Raw genomic sequence first — 22,463 nt, 5'->3', positions numbered from 1 at the left:
TACCATTTGAGATTAAACAGTAAACCAATAAAAAAAACCAATATAATTAGCGCCCTTACAATTGCACTTGTTAGGTCGAAGGAAAATTTATAAATAAATTTATATTCGTTTTTAATGATAAAAAACGACATAAAAATCTATTCTGAAATTTCAATTTGGAAACTTTCTAGAAATGCAATTGATTTTTCAATATCATAATGCAAAATTCTATCTTCATTCACCAGTGGCACTTCTTCACGATAGGATTTCAAGAACATTTCCAAAAATTCACTTGACTTTAAAGGTCGTCTAAATTCAATAGCTTGCGAAGCATTCATCAATTCAATAGCTAAAATGCGCTCCAGATTCTCCATAATTTTCAAACACTTTGTAGCGGCATTGGCCCCCATAGAGACATGATCTTCCTGTCCGTTACTTGATACTATACTGTCAATACTTGCTGGTGTAGCCAATTGCTTGTTCTGACTTACAATACTAGCTGCTGTATATTGCGGAATCATGAATCCTGAATTCAATCCTGGATCACTTACCAAAAATGCAGGTAATTCACGAAGACCTGAAATTAATTGATAAGTTCTTCTTTCAGAAATGTTACCTAATTCCGCCAATGCCAAACCTAAAAAGTCTAAGGTTAATGCCAATGGCTGACCATGAAAATTACCACCCGATATAATCAAGTCATCTTCATGAAAGATATTTGGGTTATCTGTCACTGAATTGATTTCCGTTTTAAACACTTTTTTCACATAATCAATTGTATCCTTAGATGCTCCATGCACTTGTGGAATACAACGGAACGAATACGGATCCTGAACATGTTTTTTGGGTTGAACGATAATTTCACTACCTTCCAACAATTCCTGAAAACGTTGTGCAGTAACAATCTGTCCTTTATGTGGACGAACCATATGAATCAATTCATTAAATGGCTCAATTCTTCCATCAAAACCTTCAAGAGAAATCGCTCCGATAACATCCGCCAAATACGAATACTTCATTGCTTTTAACAAAGTATAGCACCCGTAAGCACTCATAAACTGAGTTCCATTCAATAATGCCAAGCCTTCTTTTGATTGCAAGACAATAGGCTTCCAACCCATTTTTTCCAATACTTTTGAAGCTGGCTGACGGAAACCATCAACATAAACTTCTCCTTCACCAATCAATGGCAAACACAAATGTGCCAAAGGTGCCAAATCTCCCGAAGCTCCCAAAGAACCTTGCGTATAAACTACCGGTAAAACATCGTTATTGTAGAAATCTATCAATCGCTCAACAGTTTGCAATTGAACTCCAGAATGCCCATAACTCAGTGATTTAATCTTTAAAAGTAACATAATTTTAACCACTTCATGAGGCACTTCATCACCTGTACCACAAGCATGAGATTTCATTAGGTTTTCCTGAAGTTTTGTCAAATTCTCATTGGAAATCTTGATATTATATAAAGACCCGAAACCAGTATTTATTCCGTAAATAGGATCGGTTTGTGATTCCATTTTTTTATCCAGATAAGCACGACATTTTTCAATGTTGATTCGAGCTTCTTCCGATAATTCTAATGTGAAATTTTGAGAAACGATTTCATGAAGTAATTCTAATGAAAACACATCAGAACTGATATAATGTACTGTATCCATCTTGGTTGTTAAATTGGTCTTCAAAATTCCGCAAAAAAGGATTCAAATCAAAATAAATATTAGGAATAAATTAAGATTTAAAAATCTATGTAATCCCTATATTTGATTCTACAAACTCCATTACTATGAAAACTATATTTTATGCATTGTTTGCATTCTTCATTTCATTATCCTGTTTTTCTAAAGAAAAGATTACTGTTTCTGGAAAAATCATTAATACTACCGATAATAAGCTCACAATTCGTGGCGAATCATTTGAAAAGACAATCGTTTTAAAATCGGATGGTGCTTTTTCTGAATCTTTTGAAATTGATTACAGCGGAAGCTATACATTAATGACCAAAGGTGCCAGAATCCCTTTGTATTTAGGTAAAGGTTCTAAATTGACGATCAATGCAGACGAAAAAGATTTTACTAAAACATTACAGTTTTCCGGAACAGGAGCTGTTGAAAATACATTTTGGCAACAAAAAAACGAATCGGTAACTAAAAGCCTTGGCAATCAAACTGACTTTTATTCACTTGAAGAATCCGCTTATATAAACAAAGTAAAAGAATTGAAAGAAAATGTTTTAGCTATATACAATAAAACAAAATTTAATGATAAATTTTTCAAGGAAAATGAATTGAAAAACATCAATTATTTTGAGTTACTTCAGTACTTGATTTATCCGCAATACCATGCACATTATGCTAAAAAAGAGGGTTTTAGAGCCTCTGAATCTTTCCCGAAATTAGATCCATCTTTTGATTTAGACAATAATTCCGAATATTTATTCTCTAATTCCTATAAGCAATTAGTACTCAATAACTTTAGTTATAAAATTAGTAAACTAGCTGGGGAAACTGCAGAATATACCTCCCAATATTCTTTACCCGAATTGAAAAAAATCAAAAGTCCAGCGATAAGAACTGCTATCATTCAGAATTTAGCGTATGAAGTGAGTGCTGGAAATCCTGATGCAGAAAACTTATACAATGAATTATTAACTTTATCTTCAGATACTAAATTCAAAGAAAACTTAACCACCAAATTCAATCAAATCAAAACGTTAACTCCTGGAAAAACATCTCCAGGATTTGATTACGAAAACTTTAAAGGTGGAAAAACTTCATTGGAAAGTTTAAAAGGAAAATATGTTTATATCGATGTGTGGGCTACTTGGTGTGGACCTTGCCGACGTGAAATTCCGTCGCTTCAAAAAGTTGAAGAAGAATACAAAGGAAAAAACATCGAATTTGTAAGTATGTCAATTGATCAGAAAAAAGATTATGACAAATGGCGCAAAATGGTAGAAGAAAAATCTTTGGGCGGTATCCAATTATTTGCTGATAACGATTGGAACTCTCAATTTGTAAAAGAATATGCTATTGAAGGAATACCTAGATTTATACTAATCGATCCAAATGGTAAAATTATTTCGGCTGATGCTCCACGACCTTCTGATCCGAAATTGATAGCAAAGTTTAAAGAATTAGGAATATAAACTTTTATCAATCAAGATTATTTTCAAGGAATTGTAATTAAAATTTAATTGCAATTCCTTGTTTCTTTATAAAAGAATTCATTACTTTGGTTGAAGTAAATGAAAAAAGAAAGCCAAATATTAGTTTCTTTCAAAGTAAATCGCAATGATTTACAGGCTTCTTATGCATTAACAACAACGACCACAACTACAACAACTACTACCCCGCTCGGGGTATAATTTCTACATATTATCCGTTTGCGTACGTGTATTTTTTACACAGCATTTTGTTGTTCATTCAACTCACAATCTCATTACATTTCACCATTTATAATCCTCAATAGTATGTTTTATTGTGTGATTATAGGCTAAAACAATTTCTCATGAAAGTTTTAAAATTTGGAGGCTCCTCAGTAGCTAATCCTCAAAATATCGCAAAATCGGTAGGAATCATTAAAAATGAAGTACATAAAGTAGCAGTTGTAGTTTCTGCATTTGGTGGCGTAACCGATTCATTCGTAGAAGCTATCCGACTAGCAAAATCTAAAGACAAATCATATAGTATAATACTGGAAACTTTAAAAAACAGACATTTAGAAACTCTCTCCCAGCTGGTTCACGACTCTCATCAAAATGAAAGCAATCTGTACATTCAAAAATCCTTTGCTCATATTGAATCACTTTTGGAAGGTTGTTATCTACTAGGAGAATTATCACCTAAAGTTTCCGATACCATTCTGTCGTATGGAGAATTACTCTCATCCAAAATTATTTACGAATATTTAAAAGTAGATAATATCAAAGTAACTTATAAAGACAGTCGGGAACTCATACAAACGAATTCAGATTTTGGTAATGCTAAAGTCAATTTTGAAACAACCAACTATCTTATTCAGTATTATTTTGATAAAAATCAAGCATCTGTAACTGTTTTACCTGGATTTATAGGTCAATCCTCAGAAGAAAATACAACTACTTTAGGAAGAGGCGGTTCGGATTATACTGCCTCAATTATTGCATCAGCTTTGGATGTAAATCAATTGGAGATTTGGACCGATGTAAGCGGTATGTATACTGCTAATCCAAGCATTGTCAAACAAGCTGAACCTATTCTTCAAATTTCATATCAAGAAGCTATGGAATTATCTCATTTTGGTGCTAAAGTTTTATATGCACCTACAATTCAGCCGGTGTTAAACAAAAACATTCCCATATATATCAAGAATACTTTTCATCCGGAAGCTATTGGAACTTGCATCAAAAATGTGGGAGCATCTGATCAAAATCCAGTAAAGGGAATAAGTCATATCGATACTATTGCTTTATTAACGCTCGAAGGCACAGGACTAGTTGGTGTGTCAGGAGCATCAAAGCGATTATTTAGTGCTATTGCCAAAGAAAAAATCAATGTTGTCTTCATCACTCAGGCTTCATCAGAACACTCCATTTGCATTGGATTATCCGAAGAAGATGCTTATAAAGCCAAATTAGCTGTCGATTTGGAATTCCAACATGAAATCAAACAGCAAGTGATTAAGCCGATTGTTATAGAGAAAGAGTTAGCAATCATTGCATTAGTAGGCGAAAATATGAAAAACCATCAGGGATTGAGCGGTAAAATGTTTAGCACTTTAGGAAAAAACAATGTCAATATCAGAGCCATTGCACAAGGTGCTTCTGAGCGAAATATTTCGGCAATCATCGCTAAGAAAGATGTAAAAAAAGCTTTGAATTGTTTACATGAAAGTTTTTTTGAAGATAACATCAAACAATTAAACCTATTTATCTGCGGTGTTGGAAATGTTGGTGGAAAATTTATAGAGCAAATCAATCAACAAAAAAACTATCTTAAGGAACATTTGAAAATAAATATTCGTATTGTCGCCATATCCAATTCAAAACAAATGCATTTTAATGAAGAAGGAATTTGCCTTGACAATTGGAAAGAAGCTATTCAAAATGGAGAAAAATCATGTGTAAAACAATTCATAGCCAAGGCAGAGCAATTGAATCTACGCAACAGTATCTTCGTTGACAATACTGCCGATTCTGAAATCGCAGCAATTTACAATCAATTCTTGCAGCAAAATATTGCCGTAGTAACTTGCAACAAAATCGCCTGTTCTTCTTCCTACGAAAACTACAAGAACCTGAAAAAACTCTCTAAAAAATTCAATGCTCCATTCTTGTTCGAAACTAACGTTGGCGCGGGTTTACCAATTATTGACACACTCAAAAACCTAATTGCTTCTGGTGATAAAGTACATAAGATTCAAGCCGTATTGTCAGGTAGCTTGAATTTTATTTTCAACAATTTCAATACAAATAACTCATTTGAACAAGTTGTTCAGCAAGCAAAACTAGAAGGTTTCACTGAGCCGGATCCGAAGATCGATTTAAGTGGTATCGATGTGATGCGTAAGATTTTAATACTAATTCGCGAAAGTGGTTATCCTATGGAAATTGAAGAAATCCAGAACGAATCCTTCCTTCCTGAAGAATCATTGAATAGCGAATCTGTAGATGCCTTTTTTAAATCATTAATCACATATAATCAACATTTTGAAAGTTTATATCAGGAAGCGGTAAGAAATAATTGCCGACTAAAATATGTTGCAAACTTTGAAAATGGAAAAGCAAAGGTTGGATTACAGCAAATTGATGAACAGCATCCTTTTTACAATTTGGAAGGGAAAGACAATATTGTTCTTTTCTATACTGAACGTTATGCTGAACAACCTTTACTCATAAAAGGTGCAGGTGCTGGTGCAGCAGTAACAGCATCAGGAATTTTTGCTGATGTGATACGAATTGGAAATAATTAAAAGTAAAAAAATGAAAAGTATACATCTATTTTGCCCGGCAACAGTAGCGAATTTATCCTGTGGATTTGATGTTTTAGGTTTATGCCTGGAGACCATCGGTGATGAAATGATTTTACATAAAACGGTAGAAAAAGGCGTTCGAATTACGACAATTACTGGTGCCGATTTACCTACTGCTATTGAAAAAAATGTGGCTGGTGTTGCGGCAATGGCTTTACTAGACGAAATCAATCCAGATTTTGGGTTTGATATCGAAATACATAAAAAAATAAAAGCCGGAAGCGGCATAGGTAGTTCAGCTGCAAGTGCTTCAGGTGTAGTTTTTGGGATGAATGAATTATTAGGCCGACCTTTTTCTAAAAGCCAATTGGTTCAATTCGCCATGAAAGGTGAAGCTTTGGCTAGTGGAAGTGAGCATGCCGATAATGTGGCACCAGCTATTTATGGCGCATTTACTCTTGTTAGAGGGTACAATCCTTTGGATGTCATTCGAATTGAAAGTCCTTCGGAATTATATATAACAGTAATTCATCCACAAATTGAATTGAAAACTTCTGAAATGAGAGCCGTATTACATCCTGATATTCCACTAAAAAAAGCAATCACTCAATGGGGAAATCTGGGTGGATTAATTGCTGGTTTATATACCAATGATTATGGATTGATTCAACGTTCACTCCATGACGAAATTGTGGAACCTTTACGGGGAAAATTTATCCCTAATTTTGAATTGGTGAAGAGTACAGCTATTAAAAATGGTGCACTTGGAGCTGGTATATCCGGATCCGGTCCCTCTATTTTTGCATTATGCGAAGGAAAAGAAATAGCGAATAAAATAGCTCTTGAAGTTGAAAAAATATTTCTAGAATCGTCAATTTTAGTCGAAATTCATGTATCCAAAGTTAATCCGGAAGGCATCAAAATAATCCAATCAAAATTTTAACCATGCACTATCACAGTTTAAACAACAAACACTATAAAGTTACTTTTCGAGAGTCAGTGGAACAAGGACTAGCTCCAGATTCCGGATTATTTTTTCCTGATACAATAACCCCTCTACCCGATTCTTTTTTTGATACAATTGAGAACAGAACGAATGAAGATATCGCCTATGAAGTAATCCATCAATTTACTGGCGAAGAAATTACCGAAACTGGTTTAAGGGAAATACTGAGTGAGACACTATGTTTTGATTTTCCACTGGTTAAAATGGAAGAAAATATTTTTGCCTTGGAATTGTTTCATGGTCCAACACTAGCTTTCAAGGATGTTGGTGCCCGATTCATGTCGAGATGCTTGGCTTATTTCAATAAAGGAACCAATAAAAAAATTACCGTTTTAGTTGCCACTTCTGGGGATACAGGTGGAGCGGTTGCTAATGGTTTTCTTGGTGTAGAGAATACTAATGTAGTCATACTTTATCCCGATTCAATGGTAAGTGATTTTCAAGAACGTCAATTAACCACTTTGGGGCAAAACATTAAAGCTATTGCAGTGAAAGGCACTTTTGATGATTGCCAAGCCATGGTAAAAAAAGCATTTTTGGATAACGATTTAAAAGAATGTCACTTAACATCTGCAAATTCGATCAATATAGCGCGTTGGTTACCGCAAATGTTTTATTTCTTCTTCATGTACAAAGAATTGAAAAAACTCAATAAGCCCATTATTCTTTCTTGTCCAAGCGGGAATTTTGGCAATATTTGTGCTGGAATGATGGCCAAACGTCTCGGGCTTCCTATTGAGCATTTTATTGCTTCAACTAATTCGAATGATACGATTCCTAGATTTATGACTTCCGGAACTTACGAGCCGAAAACTACGGTAGCTACCATTTCAAATGCGATGGATGTGAGTAATCCCAGTAATTTTGTTCGAATAGTCAATCTGTATAACAATGATCTTGTCAAATTGAAAAACGATTTTTCATCTTACACTTTTACAGATACAGCAACTTCAATTGCAATGCAGGAAGTCTTTCAAAAACAAAAATATTGTTTAGACCCACATGGAGCTGTTGGTTATTTAGGTTTAAAAAAGAAATGCAAAGAAAAACCCAATAGCATCGGTGTGTTTCTTGAAACGGCGCATCCCATAAAATTCGAGGAAACGGTCAAAGCGATAATAGGGGTTGATATTTCAATTCCTGTAGAAATCAAAGGAATATTAAATCACGAAAAAGTGAAACAATATTGTGAGAACTACAACGATGTAAAACACATCTTACTAGAGTTCAAAATATAACAAAAAGTACAATTTATGTTGTTCAAAATCTTTAGTAATTCCAAAAAATTAAAGTAATTTAGCGCTCGAAATTAACACAATAAACAAATGAAAAATACAGCATTAACACACATTCACGAAAGTTTAGGAGCAAAAATGGTTCCATTTGCAGGATACAATATGCCTGTACAATATGAAGGCGTAAATATCGAGCATGAGACAGTTCGTAATGGTGTGGGTGTTTTTGATGTGTCACACATGGGGGAATTCATGCTAAAAGGTGAAAATGCTTTGGCTTTAATCCAAAAAGTAACATCAAATGATGCTTCAAAATTAGTTGACGGAAAAGCACAATATTCTTGTTTACCCAATAACGAAGGTGGAATTGTAGATGATTTAATCGTCTATAAAATTGCTGACAATCATTACATGTTGGTAGTGAATGCATCAAATATTGAAAAAGATTGGAATTGGATTGCATCGCATAATGATTTGGGAGTGGATATGGAAAATCTTTCTGACGCTTATTCTTTATTGGCAATTCAAGGACCAAAAGCAGCAGAAGCCATGCAATCATTAACATCTATCGATTTAATAAATATGCCCTATTACTCGTTCCAAATTGGTGAATTTGCGGGTAAAAATGATGTAATTGTGTCTGCGACTGGTTACACTGGTTCAGGAGGATTTGAAATTTATTTCAAAAATGAAGATGCTGCTACTATCTGGAGTCGTGTTTTTGAAGCAGGCGCAGCATTTGGAATCAAACCTATTGGTTTGGCCGCACGTGATACTCTTCGTCTTGAAATGGGATTCTGTTTGTATGGCAATGATATTAATGACACTACTTCACCTTTGGAAGCAGGTTTAGGCTGGATTACTAAATTCGATAAAGAATTTACAAACTCAGCTAATCTTAAAAAGCAAAAAGAAGAAGGTGTAACCCGTAAATTGGTTGCTTTCGAACTAACGGAAAGAGGAATTCCTCGTCATGATTATGAAATTGTTGATGCAGACGGAACTATAATTGGCATCGTAACTTCTGGAACACAATCACCTTCATTGAATAAAGGAATTGGTTTAGGTTATGTTACAACGGCCTTTTCAACTATGGATTCAGAAATTTTCATCCGAATCCGTAAAAATGATGTTGCAGCTAAAGTCGTAAAATTACCTTTCTATAAAAAATAGTGTCTTTTATAAAATAAAAAATCCGCTTTTGAAAGCGGATTTTTTTATTTCTTGACATATTGAATTAAAGCACGAATACACCTCCAATATTGAAAGATCCGAAACTATTTTTAATAGTATAATCAGAGTTTTCCGGCACTTCACTTAAACCTGTCATTCCTTGATAATCAAACAAAATGCTGAATTTTTTAGAAACCTCTAATTTATAACCAATTCCATAGTTTAATCCAATTTGAGTTGAATTTACAAGATCTTTGATATCTACGCCATTCGCTTCAGCCGATGACAAAAAACCAATACTAGGACCAAAATTCAAATTCCATTTTCTAGTACTACCAAAATGCCAATTCGCATTAACGGGAATAGTTACATAATTTAGCTCTTCTTTATAGCCATTGAACTTAGTACCCATTGTTTGAAATAACAATCCTGTGCGCAAACTCCAACGATCATTGTAGAAATAATCTAAATCTGCACCAAAATGTACCGACGTAAGTGAAGAGTTGTCCAAATTATCTTCTCCATAATAATTTGATGCTGAATGACCGATGAATGGGGTTAATTCAACAGTTCCTTTTGCTCTTTTTTGTGAAAACCCGGCAAACCCAATGCTAAGAGCAATGATAACAATAATTTTTCTCATGTAATTTTAATTAAACAGCGGCAAAATTAACCATAAAAAAAACCTTGTCAAATTTTTTTAATTGTCTGAAGTAACATTATTTTTGCATACGAAATTAAACGATTAAAAGTCAAACAATAAGAAATGGGAAGAGCATTTGAATTTAGAAAAGCACGTAAAATGAAACGTTGGTCAGCAATGGCTAAAACCTTTACCAAAATTGGAAAAGACATTGTAATGGCTGTTAAAGAAGGAGGGCCAAATCCTGAAACCAACTCACGTTTGAGAGCCGTAATCCAAAATGCGAAAGCGGCAAACATGCCAAAAGACAATGTTGACCGTGCGATCAAAAAAGCGTCCGATAAAGATACTGCCAATTTTAAAGAAGTTTTATTTGAAGGATATGCTCCACACGGAATTGCAGTATTAATTGAAACTGCTACAGATAACAATAATAGAACAGTAGCAAATATTAGAAGCTATTTCAATAAATGTAACGGAACACTGGGAACTCAAGGTTCTGTAGAATTCATGTTCGATCATACTTGTAATTTTAGAATTCCAGCAGAAGGTCAAGATGTTGAAGAACTTGAATTGGAAATGATTGATTTCGGTGTGGAAGAAATTTTTGCGGATGAAGACGGAATTGTAATGTATGCTCCTTTTGAGAGTTTTGGTGCAATTCAGAAAGAATTAGAAAACCGCGGAATTGAAGTATTATCTTCAGGATTTGAAAGAATTCCTCAAGTAACTAAGGAACTTACTCCAGAACAAATTGCTGATGTAGAAAAACTATTGGAAAAAATCGAGGAAGATGACGATGTAATGAATGTTTTCCATACCATGCAGGAATAACGATTATCAAAATACTTTTAGAAACTCCGGTCTTTACCGGAGTTTTTTTTTATGTCTGTGCGAATTCTGTAACACTTCACAAAAATCATATAAGACATTCCCGTTATAGCCATTCTATATTTGTAATGTATTAATCATTAAAACAATTTTATTATGAAAACTATAATCACGACGCTTGCAATTGTATTCGCATTAACCATTCAAGCACAAAACAAGAATGTACAAACAGAAGTAAAAACAACAATTACCACAATTAAGGATTCAGAAGGAGAAAAAAAACTAATCAAATCGGAGGTAACCAAAGAGGAGCAAAAAGTGGGAGTTGAAGTAGAAAAAGAAAGACCAGGTACCAAAAACATTCCAATGGCCAATAATCCGGTAGAAGTAACGAAAGCAACTGCTATTAATGCTGATGGTAAAACCAAAGTAGTTGATGTTGAACGCTCAACCTACTTGATGAATAACGGAAAACGATACGAGTTACAGTCCGATGAAGGCGGTTATACTATGAAACAATCCGAAGGAAAATTTAATGCTGTTTTGAGAAAAACATCTAATAATAATTATATCTATTACAACAAGAATAAATATGCTCTTGGCTATTTTGATGTTGAGGGAAATTTCATCCTAGAAACTTATAACACAAAATCGGATAAGATAACAGTAGAAAAATATACTATTGCAAAATAGTGAATTTGGTTAGTTGGTTAATAAAAAAAATCCCGCTCGATTGAGCGGGATTTTTTATTATTTAATGTATTCTATTTTTTGTGCTTCTTCTACATTAACGCTATCGAAGAATCCTTGATCATTCATCCACTCATCACTAAATACTTTACTCATGTAACGTGATCCGTGATCTGGAAATATAGCGATAACATTACTGTTTTCATCAAATTCTCCTTCTTCAGCGTATTGCTTAATAGCTTGCATAACGGCTCCTGAAGTATATCCAACGAATAAACCTTCTGTTTTAGCAATTGTACGAGTCATGTGAGCACTTTCCTCATCAGTCACTTTAACAAATTTATCGATCAAATCGAAATCTGTTGCCGTTGGAATTAAATTTTTACCTAAACCTTCAATTCTATAAGGATAAATTTCTTCCGCATCAAACTCTCTAGTTTCGTGGTATTTTTTCAAGACTGAACCATACGCATCAACACCTAAAATTCTGATATTTGGATTTTTCTCTTTTAAAAATTTTGCAGCACCAGATAAAGTACCACCTGTCCCGGTACACGCCACCACATGTGTAACTTTTCCGCTAGTTTGTTCCCAAATTTCAGGACCAGTAGTTTTGTAATGTGCTTCAATATTCAAATCGTTGAAATACTGATTGATATATACAGAACCTTTGGTTTCTTCATGTAGACGTTTTGCTACATTATAATACGAACGCTCATCATCGGCAGATACGTGCGCTGGGCAAACATAAACTTTGGCGCCCATACTACGTAACATATCAATTTTATCAGAAGATGATTTCGAACTTACAGCAAGTATACATTCGTACCCTTTAATAATACTCACCATTGCTAAACTGAAACCGGTGTTACCAGAAGTTGTTTCAATAATAGTATCACCAGGTTTAATAATACCTTGTCTTTCAGCTTCCTCAATAATGTATAATGCGATACGGTCTTTTGTTGAGTGACCCGGATTAAAGGCTTCTACCTTTGCGTAAAAATTTCCTTTAATTTCTTCAGTAATCTTATTGATTTTAATAAGTGGTGTGTTACCTATTAGTTCCAATACATTATTGTAAGCTTGTATATCTTGTCCCATATATTTTTATAATCGAGGCTTTTTTTGGAATTTTGGTAAGTCCAAAACTTTGCAAATCTATAAAAAAAAATTTAATTACTTTTTAATTCCTTCTAAATCTAACAAAAAACTGAACTCTTTAGCCACTTCCTTAAGTGCTTCGAACCTTCCAGAAGCACCTCCATGGCCTGTATCCATATTGGTATCTAAATATAACACATTATTATCAGTTTTCAAAGTCCTAAGTTTCGCTACCCATTTCGCTGGTTCCCAATATTGAACCTGAGAATCATGCAAACCTGTAGTTACCAACATATTCGGATAAGCTTTTTTATCCACATTATCGTATGGTGAATATGATTTCATATAATCGTAATATTCTTTTTCATTCGGATTACCCCATTCGTCGTATTCTCCTGTTGTTAATGGAATAGAGTCATCTAACATAGTCGTTACCACGTCTACGAAAGGCACTGCTGCAATTACACCATGATACAATTCTGGTTTCATATTGATAACCGCTCCCATCAATAAACCTCCTGCCGAACCTCCTTCAGCATACAAATGTTTTTCAGAAGTATATTTATTATCAATTAAAAATTTAGAACAGTCGATGAAATCAGTGAACGTATTAACTTTTTTCAACAACTTCCCATTTTCGTACCATGGTCTTCCTAAATCTTCTCCACCTCTAATATGAGCGATTGCATAAATAAAACCTCGATCCAACAAACTCAAACGTGTTGTCGAGAAAGTACAATCCATAGAATACCCGTATGAACCATAAGCATATTGCAACAATGGATTTTTTCCATTCAATTTGATTCCTTTTTTGTAAACCAAAGAAATAGGCACTTTTGTTCCATCTTGAGCAGTTGCCCAAACTCTTTTTTCCTCATAGTTGTTCTTATCGAACTTTCCACCTAATACTTCTTGTTCTTTCTTCACTTCTTTCGTCTTGTCTTTCATATTGAAATCGATGATAGAAGAAGGTGTCGTAAGCGACTGGTAACCGTAACGTAAAATGGTGGTGTCAAAATCAACATTCGTAGTTGTATAAGCCGTATAAGTTTCACTATCAAAAGGCAAATAATACTCACCTTCCCCACTCCATGGCATGATTCGAAGCTTTGTTAGTCCGTTATCACGCTCCTCAACTACTAAGTAATCTTTAAAAATTTCAATATCTTCCAACAATACATCTTCACGATGCGAGATAACATCTTTCCAATTATCTTTATCAGTAGCCGTTTCTGGAGTTTTCATTAATTTGAAGTTGGTAGCTTTGTCTTTATTGGTCAATACATAAAAACTATCTCCAAAATGAGATATACTGTATTCTAAACCTCTAGTACGTTTTTGGAATACTTTGAATTCACCTTCAGGATTATCCGCAAGTAATGTTCTGTATTCTGTTGTCATTGTACTTTGAGAACCGATAACAATATATTTCTTTGACTTTTCTTTGTAGATAAAAACACTGAAAGTATCATCATTTTCTTCAAATACCAGAACATCATTTTTTGGATCGGTACCTACTTTATGACGGTAAATTTTATTTGAACGTAAAGTTACCGGATCTTTTGTTGTATAAAAAATAGTTTGATTGTCATTAGCCCAAACTGAACCTCCTGTACTATTTTCGATTTTATCAGCCAAGATTTCACCTGTTTCTAAATTTTTAATTTGAATGGTATAAATTCTGCGACTTACAGTATCTACTCCGAACGTGGCGAATTTGTTATTTGGACTTACACTTACGCCACCCAATTGGAAATACGAGTGTCCTTTTGCCAATTCGTTACAGTTGAATAAAACTTCTTCTGAGGCGTCAAGATTTTTGAATTTTCTAGAATAAATTGGATAATCCTGACCTTTTTCGAAACGAGAAATATACCAATATTGATTAAAAAAGTAAGGAACCGATTGATCATCTTCCTTTATTCTTGATTTCATTTCTTCAAATAATGCAGTTCTGAAATCTTTAGTATGAGCAGTCATCTCCTCATAGTATTTGTTTTCGGCGGTTAAGTAATCAATAACTTCTTTGTCTTCCCTTTGATTCAACCAATAGTAGTTATCAATTCGCTTATCTTGGTGTTTTTCAAGAACTTTGGGGACAATTTTAGCTAAAGGCGGTTGGATGTGTTTTGACATTTTTTTTTGAGCAATTACATTGTTAATTGGAAAAGTAAAAATAAGGCTTAAAAAGCTTATTTTAGTTAGGTTTTTCATTTTTGTTTAGTTGTTTATTTGGGTGGCAATTTAGTAATTTTGCAGAATTAATTTAAATCAAATAGAGAAATGTTTGGAGATATTATGGGTATGATGGGAAAACTAAAAGAAACCCAGCAAAAAATTGAAGATACCAAAAAACGACTTGACACCGTTTTAGTCGATGAACAAAGTAATGACGGTTTGTTGAAAGTAACTCTTACAGCCAATAGAACTATTCGCAATGTTTCCATAGACACAAGTTTACTTGAAGACAAAGAGCAATTGGAAGACTATTTGGTATTGGTATTGAACAAAGCCATTGCAAAAGCAACTGCTGTAAACGAAGCTGAACTCGGTGCTGTAGCCAAAGATGGTATGCCGAATATTCCAGGAATGGATGGACTTTTTAAATAAACAACAATCCCACTAGCGTGGGATTTTTTTTGATCTATACTATTTTGAAACTTTTCAAAAAACATAGTATTCATCAATAGTTAAAAAACATTCCCTTACGCATAAACAAATTCACCTAAACACAAAAGTTATTCGCTTATACTTAAACAATTTGAGTAAAATTAAATAAGGTTGTCTTAATTAAGAAAAAAAAGGGAATACAAAAACTTAGCAGCAATCCAAAAAAAACAGTATCCCGAAACAAATCAATTCGGAAGTAAAAATTTTAATATGAAACCGAAGCACTACTATTACATGGAAATCTTAGGAAGAATTTCCAAAACGTATTCGTGCATTACCTGACGGTAGTCTAAGTGGGTTACAATGCGTAATTTACCATGCCCCATTGAACTGATGTGAATACTCTTTTCCTTTAATTTTTCGATGATTGTTTTTTCATCCAGATACGGTTGAATAGAGAAAATCAAGATATTGGTTTCTACGGGTTCTACCGATGCTACCCAAGGCAAACGTTGTAAAATCAAGGCTAACTCTTTGGCTCTTCGGTGATCATCGGCTAAACGCTCGATATGATTGTCCAAGGCATAGATCCCTGCGGCCGCCAAATATCCTGCCTGACGCATTCCTCCGCCTAAAATCTTGCGAATTCGCAAGGCTCTTTTAATAGTTTTCGCATCAGATACCAAAACCGATCCGACCGGCGCTCCTAAACCTTTACTTAAACAAACCGAAATGGAATCGAATAGCTCACCAAACTGTCTAGGAGATTGTCTTTTGGCCACCATTGCATTCCATAAGCGGGCACCATCCAAATGGTATTTCAATTGATTTTGGACACACACTTGTTTGATTTCACGAAGTGTCTCCATATCGTAACATGCACCTCCTCCTTTATTTGTTGTATTTTCTATGCTTACCAGACTGGTTAACGGAGCGTGGAAAAACTCAGGATCATTGATTGCTTTTCGCACCATATCTGCAGTAATCATACCGCGATTACCATTCAACAAACTTAAAGAACAACCACTATTAAAAGCTGCTCCACCTGCTTCATATAAATAAATATGCGACCATTTGTCACAAATAATTTCATCTCCAGGATTTGTATGCAATTTCAAAGCAGCCTGATTGGCCATAGTACCAGAAGGAAAAAACAATGCCGCTTCCATGCCAAACATATTGGCAACTTTAGCTTCTAAAGCATTGATAGTAGGGTCTTGTTTGTAGACATCATCCCCTACTCTTGCCTGAAACATGGCGTGTAACATTTCTTGAGTTGGCTTTGTAACGGTATCACTTACCAAATTTATTTCCATAATTATAAAAGGATTGGTACTTTTGCTTAGCTTTAGCCCCGATGGGAACGGCATCCTTTGCAGCGCAAAGATACAGTGGACAGCGGGAAATAGCTACAAATAAAAACCAAAAATATAAAAATTATATGACAAATGCCGAGCAAATAAAAGGTATTGTAGAACGCCTTGGTGCGTTGAGGAGGTATCTTTGACATTGATGCCAAACTAATCGAAATTGCTAACGAGGAAGAAAAAACCTTTGCGCCAGACTTTTGGAACAACGCGAAAGAAGCTGAAGTGATTGTACGTAATCTCCGATCTAAGAAAAAATGGGTAGAAGATTATGAAAAAGCAGTCAATTTAAGTGACGAATTGCAAATTGCCTACGAGTTTTACAAAGAAGGTAATCTTAGCGAAGAAGAATTGGATAGCCTTTACGATACCTTAAATACGCACATTGAGAATATTGAATTTAAAAACATGCTTTCGGACGAAGGTGACTCTATGAGTGCTGTTTTACAGATTACAGCTGGAGCCGGTGGAACTGAGAGTTGTGATTGGGCAAGTATGTTGATGCGTATGTATTTAATGTGGGGTGAAAAAAATGGCTATAAAGTAAAAGAATTGAACTTTCAGGAAGGAGATGTTGCCGGAATTAAAACGGTAACTTTAGAATTTGAAGGCGATTATTCGTTCGGGTATTTGAAAGGCGAAAACGGGGTGCATCGTTTGGTGCGCATCTCTCCTTTTGACAGTAATGCCAAACGTCATACTTCTTTTGCTTCCGTTTATGTATATCCGTTAGTCGATGACAGTATTGAAATTGAGATCAATCCAGCCGATATTGAAATTACCACATCTCGTTCGAGTGGTGCCGGTGGTCAGAATGTGAATAAAGTAGAAACTAAAGTACAGCTATTCCATAAGCCCACAGGAATTCAGATTCAATGTTCGGAAACCCGTTCGCAACAAGACAACCGACAAAGAGCAATGCAGATGTTACGTTCGCAGTTGTATGAGATTGAACTGAAGAAACAAATGGAGCAGCGTGCTGATATTGAAGCGAGCAAGATGAAAATTGAGTGGGGTTCACAAATTCGAAACTATGTTTTACATCCGTATAAACTAATCAAAGACGTTCGTACCAGTTATGAAACCAGTGATGTTGACGGTGTTTTAAATGGGAATTTAGATGAATTCTTGAAAGCCTATCTAATGATGATGGGGCAAAAAGAAGAATAATCGCAAATGATGAATAAAAAAAGGAGCTAAATGCTCCTTTTTTTTATACTATCTCGAATCGTTACTCTTTTTCACTCATTACAATACGTAACACATACCAGAACAACAACATAATGGAAGAAAACAATTGCAAAGCAGCACCTACATACTGAGTAGTTGCAAATTGTTCTTTAATTTGATGCGTTTGGTATAAAATACTTGCCGAAGCTAAAATTACCATTCCAACCGAAAACCATAGTCCAAGGTTAAATCCAAATAGAATTCCGCCGACAATAGTTCCTAAAGCAACAAAACCACCAACAAGCACGATTGTTCTTAAAAAAGAAAAATCTGTTTTGGTAAATAAAACTACAGCTGTTAAACCTGAAAACATAAATAAGGTAATCATAGCTGCTTGTTGGATCAATTTACCTTCTGTATCATACTGTACAGCAAAACCTAACAATGGTAAAAAAATTAAAGCCTCAAGAATGACATACAATCCTAATCCTAAATACTGTTTCTCTTTGGAAGGATGAAATGCCAATTTATCAGAGAAAGTTGATCCTAACCAAAAAATTCCCAACACCAAAAGCCATATTTTTCCACCAATCATTTGCAAAATAAAAGTTGCCGGTAAAATTTTCAACAAAATCGTCTCAACCACAATAAAAGCTAAGATAGCTAGAGCAACATGTGTATAGGTTTTTTTGAAAAATTCCGCTTGTTGTTCTTGTGAAACATTAGATACTAAATCGTTTTCTGTGTACATAATTCTCTTCTTAAATTTTACCAAAAATAATTAAAAATAACGGCTCGACACAAGTTTTTAAATTTTATGAAATATTTTTTGTTATTTTATTACCTGTTACAATACGATTATTTATGAGAAAAGCCTTCGTTGTTTTTAGTATCACCATTCTAGCTTTAACCGGAATTTTAATGTATGTCAATTGGAAGTTCAGTTTCTTATTACTGATTTTCATACCGTTGATTGCCATGGGATTGTTCGATATGTTTCAATCCAAACAAACCATTAAGCGAAATTTCCCTTTATTGGGCCGAATGCGATACGTATTAGAATCGGTTGGTCCGGAAATGCGTCAGTACTTCATTGAAACAGATACAGAAGGTAAACCTTTTAACCGATTACAACGCAGCTTGGTTTATCAAAGAAGCAAGAAAGAAACATCAACACAACCTTTCGGGACCCAACTCAATGTTTATGATGTTGGTTACGAATGGATCAATCATAGTGTGAGATCCATTCCTTTTAAGGAAGTCGATGAAAATCCGAGAGTAAAAATAGGCTCAACCCAATGTACAAAACCGTATGAAGCCAGCATGTTCAATGTAAGTGCCATGAGCTATGGATCGTTGAGCAAAAACGCAATACTTGCTTTAAACTCAGGGGCAAAACAAGGAGGATTCTTCCACAACACAGGTGAAGGAGGCTTATCCCCTTATCATTTGGAACCGGGCGGAGATGTGGTTTGGAACATTGGAACAGGGTATTTTAGTACTAGAGATGCACAAGGGAATTTTTCAGTGGAAGAATTTAGAAAGAGAGCTACATTGGATAATGTAAAAATGATTGAAATCAAATTTTCACAAGGAGCTAAACCCGGTCACGGCGGTATATTACCCAAAGAAAAAGTAACCGATGAAATTGCAGCAATTCGTTTGGTTGAAAAAGGAAATGACATTGTTTCACCACCCAAACATTCTGCCTTTAATACGCCAAGAGAATTGATGAAGTTTGTTCAATTATTACGGGAGAATTCAGGAGGAAAACCAATTGGAATCAAGATTTGTATTGGTAATAAATCAGAATTCTTATCCATTTGCAAAGCGATGGTCGCAACGAACACCTATTTGGATTTCATAACAGTAGATGGTGGCGAAGGTGGAACGGGTGCGGCACCACCTGAATATTCCGATCATGTAGGAATGCCATTGCGTGATGCATTGGCTTTCGTTTATGATAGTTTGAATGGATTTGGAATAAAAGATCAAATAAAAATCATTGCCAGCGGAAAAGTCATTTCCGGTTTTGACATAATCCGTTGTTTATCTATTGGAGCTGATTTATGCAATTCGGCCCGAGGAATGATGTTTGCTTTAGGATGCATTCAAGCGTTGGAATGTCATTCCAATACTTGTCCAACGGGCGTTGCAACACAAAATCCGAAACTTACCAAAGGATTGGTACCCGAAGAAAAAAGTGTACGTGTAGCTCGATACCAACATGAAACGGTTAAAAGTGCAATGGAACTGATGGCCTCGGCAGGAATTAGTCATCCGGACGGAGTTACAAGAGATGTGGTAAGTACACGTGTAGAACGCAATAAAACCGAAACTTTTGGAGAAACCTTTCCAGAATTGGAAACTGGTTGCTTATTGCATGAAAATTCAGTACCGGACAACTACCGTTATTTTTGGAAAAAAGCCACAGCAGAAAAATTTTAATAAAAAAGGAGTTCATTTAAGAACTCCTTTTTCGTATTGACTCCATTCGAATTTATTATTGTATTTCAATTATGATTCCATTTTAAAATAGTAATCGGCGGAATGTTTACCGCTTCCGAAGAAGAGGAAGAAAATACATACACAAAGTAATAAAAAAGATAAAATTAGATTACCTACATGCATTTCTCCAATAAAATTCACTAAAAAAGCACCTAAAAGTATAGGAAGTTGTGCCATAACGGCCCAGCGGGTTAATAATCCAAAAACAATCATGACTCCTCCCACCATATGCGCAGCCATGACATAATGAACAATTAGCATACCGCCACCTAAATTCTTAATCGGCTCCACCAATTGCGTATAATATTCTGTATTGGTCATGAAAGAAACTCCTTTCCAAAAAAGAAAAATCCCCACTACAATTCTTAAAATATCCAACGGATAGGATGTATGAGCATTAGCCCATTTGTTCAAGCTTTTTACAGTTTCCATACAGTTTAGTTTTTTAAATTAGTTACCTAAAATTACTAAATAGTACAGAAATAACCTACTCAAAATCAATATTTTATAAAAAACTTATCTTTTACTGGCTGTATATCTTCGGTAGCTTTTACTTTTTCTTTGATTGTTTGCCAATCATTAGTCGCTTGCAATCTCACCTGTTTGCCTTTAATCAAAACATCGATGGGCATTTCAAAATTCTTTTCATTAGTTTCCCAACGGTATTGAATACTACCTTTTTCTTTGCGCAATTGCAATTCAGGAATTTGAGTATGTTTTAAGTATTGATTGAAAACCGGAGTTAAATTCAAACCAGATTCTTTGTTGAAAAAATCCACCACTTGTTCGTGTGTAACGATTTGCTTTTTGAATGTTTCAGAGTAATTCAGAATTAAGCTCCACCATTTTGCATCATCGTTAATAATATGACGCATGGTATTTAACATCAACGCACCTTTCGGATACATGTCGCCACTACCCTCTTTATTTACACCATAATGTCCAATAATTGGACGGTCGTTGCTTACATTGTCATGCAATCCACGAGCATATTGCATCGCTTTATCATACCCAAACTGACATTCGATAAACACAATTTCAGAGTATTGAGTAAAGCCTTCATGAATCCACATATCGGCGATATCTTTTGAAGTAACGCTATTTCCAAACCATTCGTGACCACTTTCGTGAATCGTGATGTAATCAAAAAGTAATCCGACACCTGTTTGCGATAAGTCATTACCCAAATACCCTTGCATATAATGATTTCCATAAGCTACAGCACTTTGGTGTTCCATACCTAAATAAGGTGTTTCTACTAATTTGTAACCATCCTCACTAAAAGGATATTTTCCAAATTTCGATTGAAAACAATCCATCATCGGTTTCACTTCTTCAAAATGCTTGCGCGCTTTTTGTTCATTGGCTCTTAGTACATAATAATCCAAGTCCAAACCTTTATGATTGTCGTGAATATGAACATAATCGGCAATATTAATGGTAATATCGTACGTATTGATTGGGTTTTTCACTTCCCAATCCCAACGCGTATAGCCATTTTTCAAATCTTCGCTACCTAAGAAACGGCCATTAGAAACATTCATTAAACCATTTGGAACAGCAACTTTAACAGACGTACCAAAATCCGGTTCGTCACTTTGAGAATCTTTTACAGGAAACCAACAACTTGCGCCAAATCCTTGACAAGCCACACCAATCCAAGGCTTAGCAGAAGTATCTTTTGCAAATACAAATCCGCCATCCCATGGAGCACGTTTAGCAACAACCGGTTTACCCGAATAATAGAAACGGATTTTTTGTGCTGTTCCTTTATTCAACATTTCAGGAAACTGAATAAACGTTGCCAAAAATTCCCTTTTGTACTGTAGTTTTTTATTATTGTACACAATACTGTCAACATTCATATTTTCGAATAAATCAATTTGAATGGTATTGGTATTTTCTATGATTTTGAAGTCGATATCATTATAACCAACGATTGATCTGCCATTAGGATCAATTGTAATGTTCAAATCATAGCGTTGCACATCGAAGTTGGTACGTTCCGGACGTAAACCACCTTGTAAGGTATCTCTTCTCGTAAACACTTCTTTGGCCACCGTAAGTTGTGCCGAAGCAAATTGACAAAATCCTAATAGAATCGTTGCAAATACTAATTTTTTCATAGTTATAAAATAAAAAATCTACCACGTAAAGTTAATGGTAGATTTCGATTTTTTATTTTTTTTAAGAAAAGT

The 22,463-nt window shown here is 34.8% G+C and carries 18 protein-coding genes; 10 read left to right on the top strand and 8 right to left on the bottom strand.

Annotation, left to right across the window (positions count from 1 at the left end):
• Positions 1–137: 137 nt before the first annotated feature.
• Positions 138–1,640 carry a histidine ammonia-lyase gene (gene hutH, locus ACFO7M_RS13815; protein WP_379712842.1) on the bottom strand — a complete coding sequence of 501 codons (1,503 nt, stop codon included), beginning with the start codon at positions 1,638–1,640 and terminating at the stop codon, positions 138–140.
• Between the two features lie 125 nt (positions 1,641–1,765).
• On the opposite strand from hutH, the gene ACFO7M_RS13810 reads away from it, so the two are divergent.
• The 5 genes from ACFO7M_RS13810 (at position 1,766) to gcvT (ending at position 9,345) form a co-directional block, all read left to right on the top strand.
• Positions 1,766–3,127: a TlpA family protein disulfide reductase gene (locus ACFO7M_RS13810; RefSeq protein WP_379736287.1), complete on the top strand. Its 1,362-nt coding sequence runs from the start codon at positions 1,766–1,768 to the stop codon at positions 3,125–3,127.
• A gap of 362 nt (positions 3,128–3,489) precedes the next feature.
• Positions 3,490–5,931 (top strand): bifunctional aspartate kinase/homoserine dehydrogenase I, encoded by a 2,442-nt coding sequence (gene thrA, locus ACFO7M_RS13805; protein ID WP_379736285.1) that lies wholly within the window; start codon positions 3,490–3,492, stop codon positions 5,929–5,931.
• A 10-nt stretch (positions 5,932–5,941) separates the two neighbouring features.
• The gene (locus tag ACFO7M_RS13800) at positions 5,942–6,874 is read left to right on the top strand and encodes a homoserine kinase (RefSeq protein WP_379736283.1); all 933 of its coding nucleotides are present in this window, start codon (positions 5,942–5,944) and stop codon (positions 6,872–6,874) included.
• A 2-nt stretch (positions 6,875–6,876) separates the two neighbouring features.
• Positions 6,877–8,175, top strand: a complete 1,299-nt coding sequence (gene thrC / locus ACFO7M_RS13795; protein WP_379736281.1) for a threonine synthase — start codon at positions 6,877–6,879, stop codon at positions 8,173–8,175.
• Positions 8,176–8,262: 87 nt separating this feature from the next.
• On the top strand, positions 8,263–9,345 hold the full coding sequence (gene gcvT, locus ACFO7M_RS13790) for a glycine cleavage system aminomethyltransferase GcvT (RefSeq protein WP_379736279.1): 1,083 nt from the start codon (positions 8,263–8,265) through the stop codon (positions 9,343–9,345).
• 64 nt (positions 9,346–9,409) lie between these two features.
• Here the strand turns inward: gcvT and ACFO7M_RS13785 are convergent, their stop codons facing one another.
• Positions 9,410–9,988: an outer membrane beta-barrel protein gene (locus ACFO7M_RS13785; RefSeq protein ID WP_379736277.1), complete on the bottom strand. Its 579-nt coding sequence runs from the start codon at positions 9,986–9,988 to the stop codon at positions 9,410–9,412.
• A 123-nt stretch (positions 9,989–10,111) separates the two neighbouring features.
• Between ACFO7M_RS13785 and ACFO7M_RS13780 the strand changes: the two genes are divergently transcribed.
• Positions 10,112–10,822: a YebC/PmpR family DNA-binding transcriptional regulator gene (locus tag ACFO7M_RS13780; RefSeq protein ID WP_379712856.1), complete on the top strand. Its 711-nt coding sequence runs from the start codon at positions 10,112–10,114 to the stop codon at positions 10,820–10,822.
• A gap of 153 nt (positions 10,823–10,975) precedes the next feature.
• Complete coding sequence (locus ACFO7M_RS13775) at positions 10,976–11,512, top strand: hypothetical protein (RefSeq protein WP_379712858.1); 537 nt, start codon at positions 10,976–10,978, stop codon at positions 11,510–11,512.
• Between the two features lie 57 nt (positions 11,513–11,569).
• Here the strand turns inward: ACFO7M_RS13775 and ACFO7M_RS13770 are convergent, their stop codons facing one another.
• Together ACFO7M_RS13770 and ACFO7M_RS13765 are read right to left on the bottom strand one after the other, a co-directional pair.
• Complete coding sequence (locus ACFO7M_RS13770) at positions 11,570–12,610, bottom strand: PLP-dependent cysteine synthase family protein (protein ID WP_379712860.1); 1,041 nt, start codon at positions 12,608–12,610, stop codon at positions 11,570–11,572.
• 75 nt (positions 12,611–12,685) lie between these two features.
• Entirely contained in the window at positions 12,686–14,746 is a 2,061-nt protein-coding gene (locus ACFO7M_RS13765) for a S9 family peptidase (protein ID WP_379712862.1), read from the bottom strand.
• A gap of 147 nt (positions 14,747–14,893) precedes the next feature.
• Between ACFO7M_RS13765 and ACFO7M_RS13760 the strand changes: the two genes are divergently transcribed.
• Entirely contained in the window at positions 14,894–15,220 is a 327-nt protein-coding gene (locus ACFO7M_RS13760) for a YbaB/EbfC family nucleoid-associated protein (protein ID WP_379712864.1), read from the top strand.
• A 290-nt stretch (positions 15,221–15,510) separates the two neighbouring features.
• Here ACFO7M_RS13760 and ACFO7M_RS13755 read toward each other — a convergent pair whose 3' ends face one another.
• On the bottom strand, positions 15,511–16,536 hold the full coding sequence (locus ACFO7M_RS13755; protein WP_379736276.1) for a threonine aldolase family protein: 1,026 nt from the start codon (positions 16,534–16,536) through the stop codon (positions 15,511–15,513).
• Positions 16,537–16,661: 125 nt separating this feature from the next.
• Here ACFO7M_RS13755 and prfB point away from each other — a divergent pair.
• Positions 16,662–17,757 (top strand): peptide chain release factor 2 gene (gene prfB, locus ACFO7M_RS13750; RefSeq protein WP_379712868.1). Its coding sequence is split into 2 segments (ribosomal slippage): positions 16,662–16,724 and positions 16,726–17,757, totalling 1,095 coding nucleotides; the frame shifts between segments, so codons are not numbered across the junction.
• 61 nt (positions 17,758–17,818) lie between these two features.
• Here the strand turns inward: prfB and ACFO7M_RS13745 are convergent.
• A complete protein-coding gene (locus ACFO7M_RS13745; RefSeq protein WP_379736274.1) occupies positions 17,819–18,508 on the bottom strand; it encodes a Bax inhibitor-1 family protein in 690 nt (229 codons plus the stop codon).
• A gap of 113 nt (positions 18,509–18,621) precedes the next feature.
• On the opposite strand from ACFO7M_RS13745, the gene ACFO7M_RS13740 reads away from it, so the two are divergent.
• Positions 18,622–20,205 (top strand): FMN-binding glutamate synthase family protein, encoded by a 1,584-nt coding sequence (locus ACFO7M_RS13740; RefSeq protein WP_379736272.1) that lies wholly within the window; start codon positions 18,622–18,624, stop codon positions 20,203–20,205.
• Positions 20,206–20,274: 69 nt separating this feature from the next.
• Here ACFO7M_RS13740 and ACFO7M_RS13735 read toward each other — a convergent pair whose 3' ends face one another.
• Both ACFO7M_RS13735 and ACFO7M_RS13730 read right to left on the bottom strand, forming a co-directional pair.
• Entirely contained in the window at positions 20,275–20,697 is a 423-nt protein-coding gene (locus tag ACFO7M_RS13735) for a DoxX family protein (RefSeq protein WP_379712874.1), read from the bottom strand.
• Positions 20,698–20,762: 65 nt separating this feature from the next.
• Positions 20,763–22,391 carry a M1 family metallopeptidase gene (locus ACFO7M_RS13730; protein WP_379736270.1) on the bottom strand — a complete coding sequence of 543 codons (1,629 nt, stop codon included), beginning with the start codon at positions 22,389–22,391 and terminating at the stop codon, positions 20,763–20,765.
• Positions 22,392–22,463: the final 72 nt, after the last annotated feature.

The organism is Flavobacterium sp. GCM10023249, assembly GCF_042653365.1.
Classification (GTDB): domain Bacteria; phylum Bacteroidota; class Bacteroidia; order Flavobacteriales; family Flavobacteriaceae; genus Flavobacterium.
This window is presented reverse-complemented; position numbering and strand designations above follow the sequence as displayed.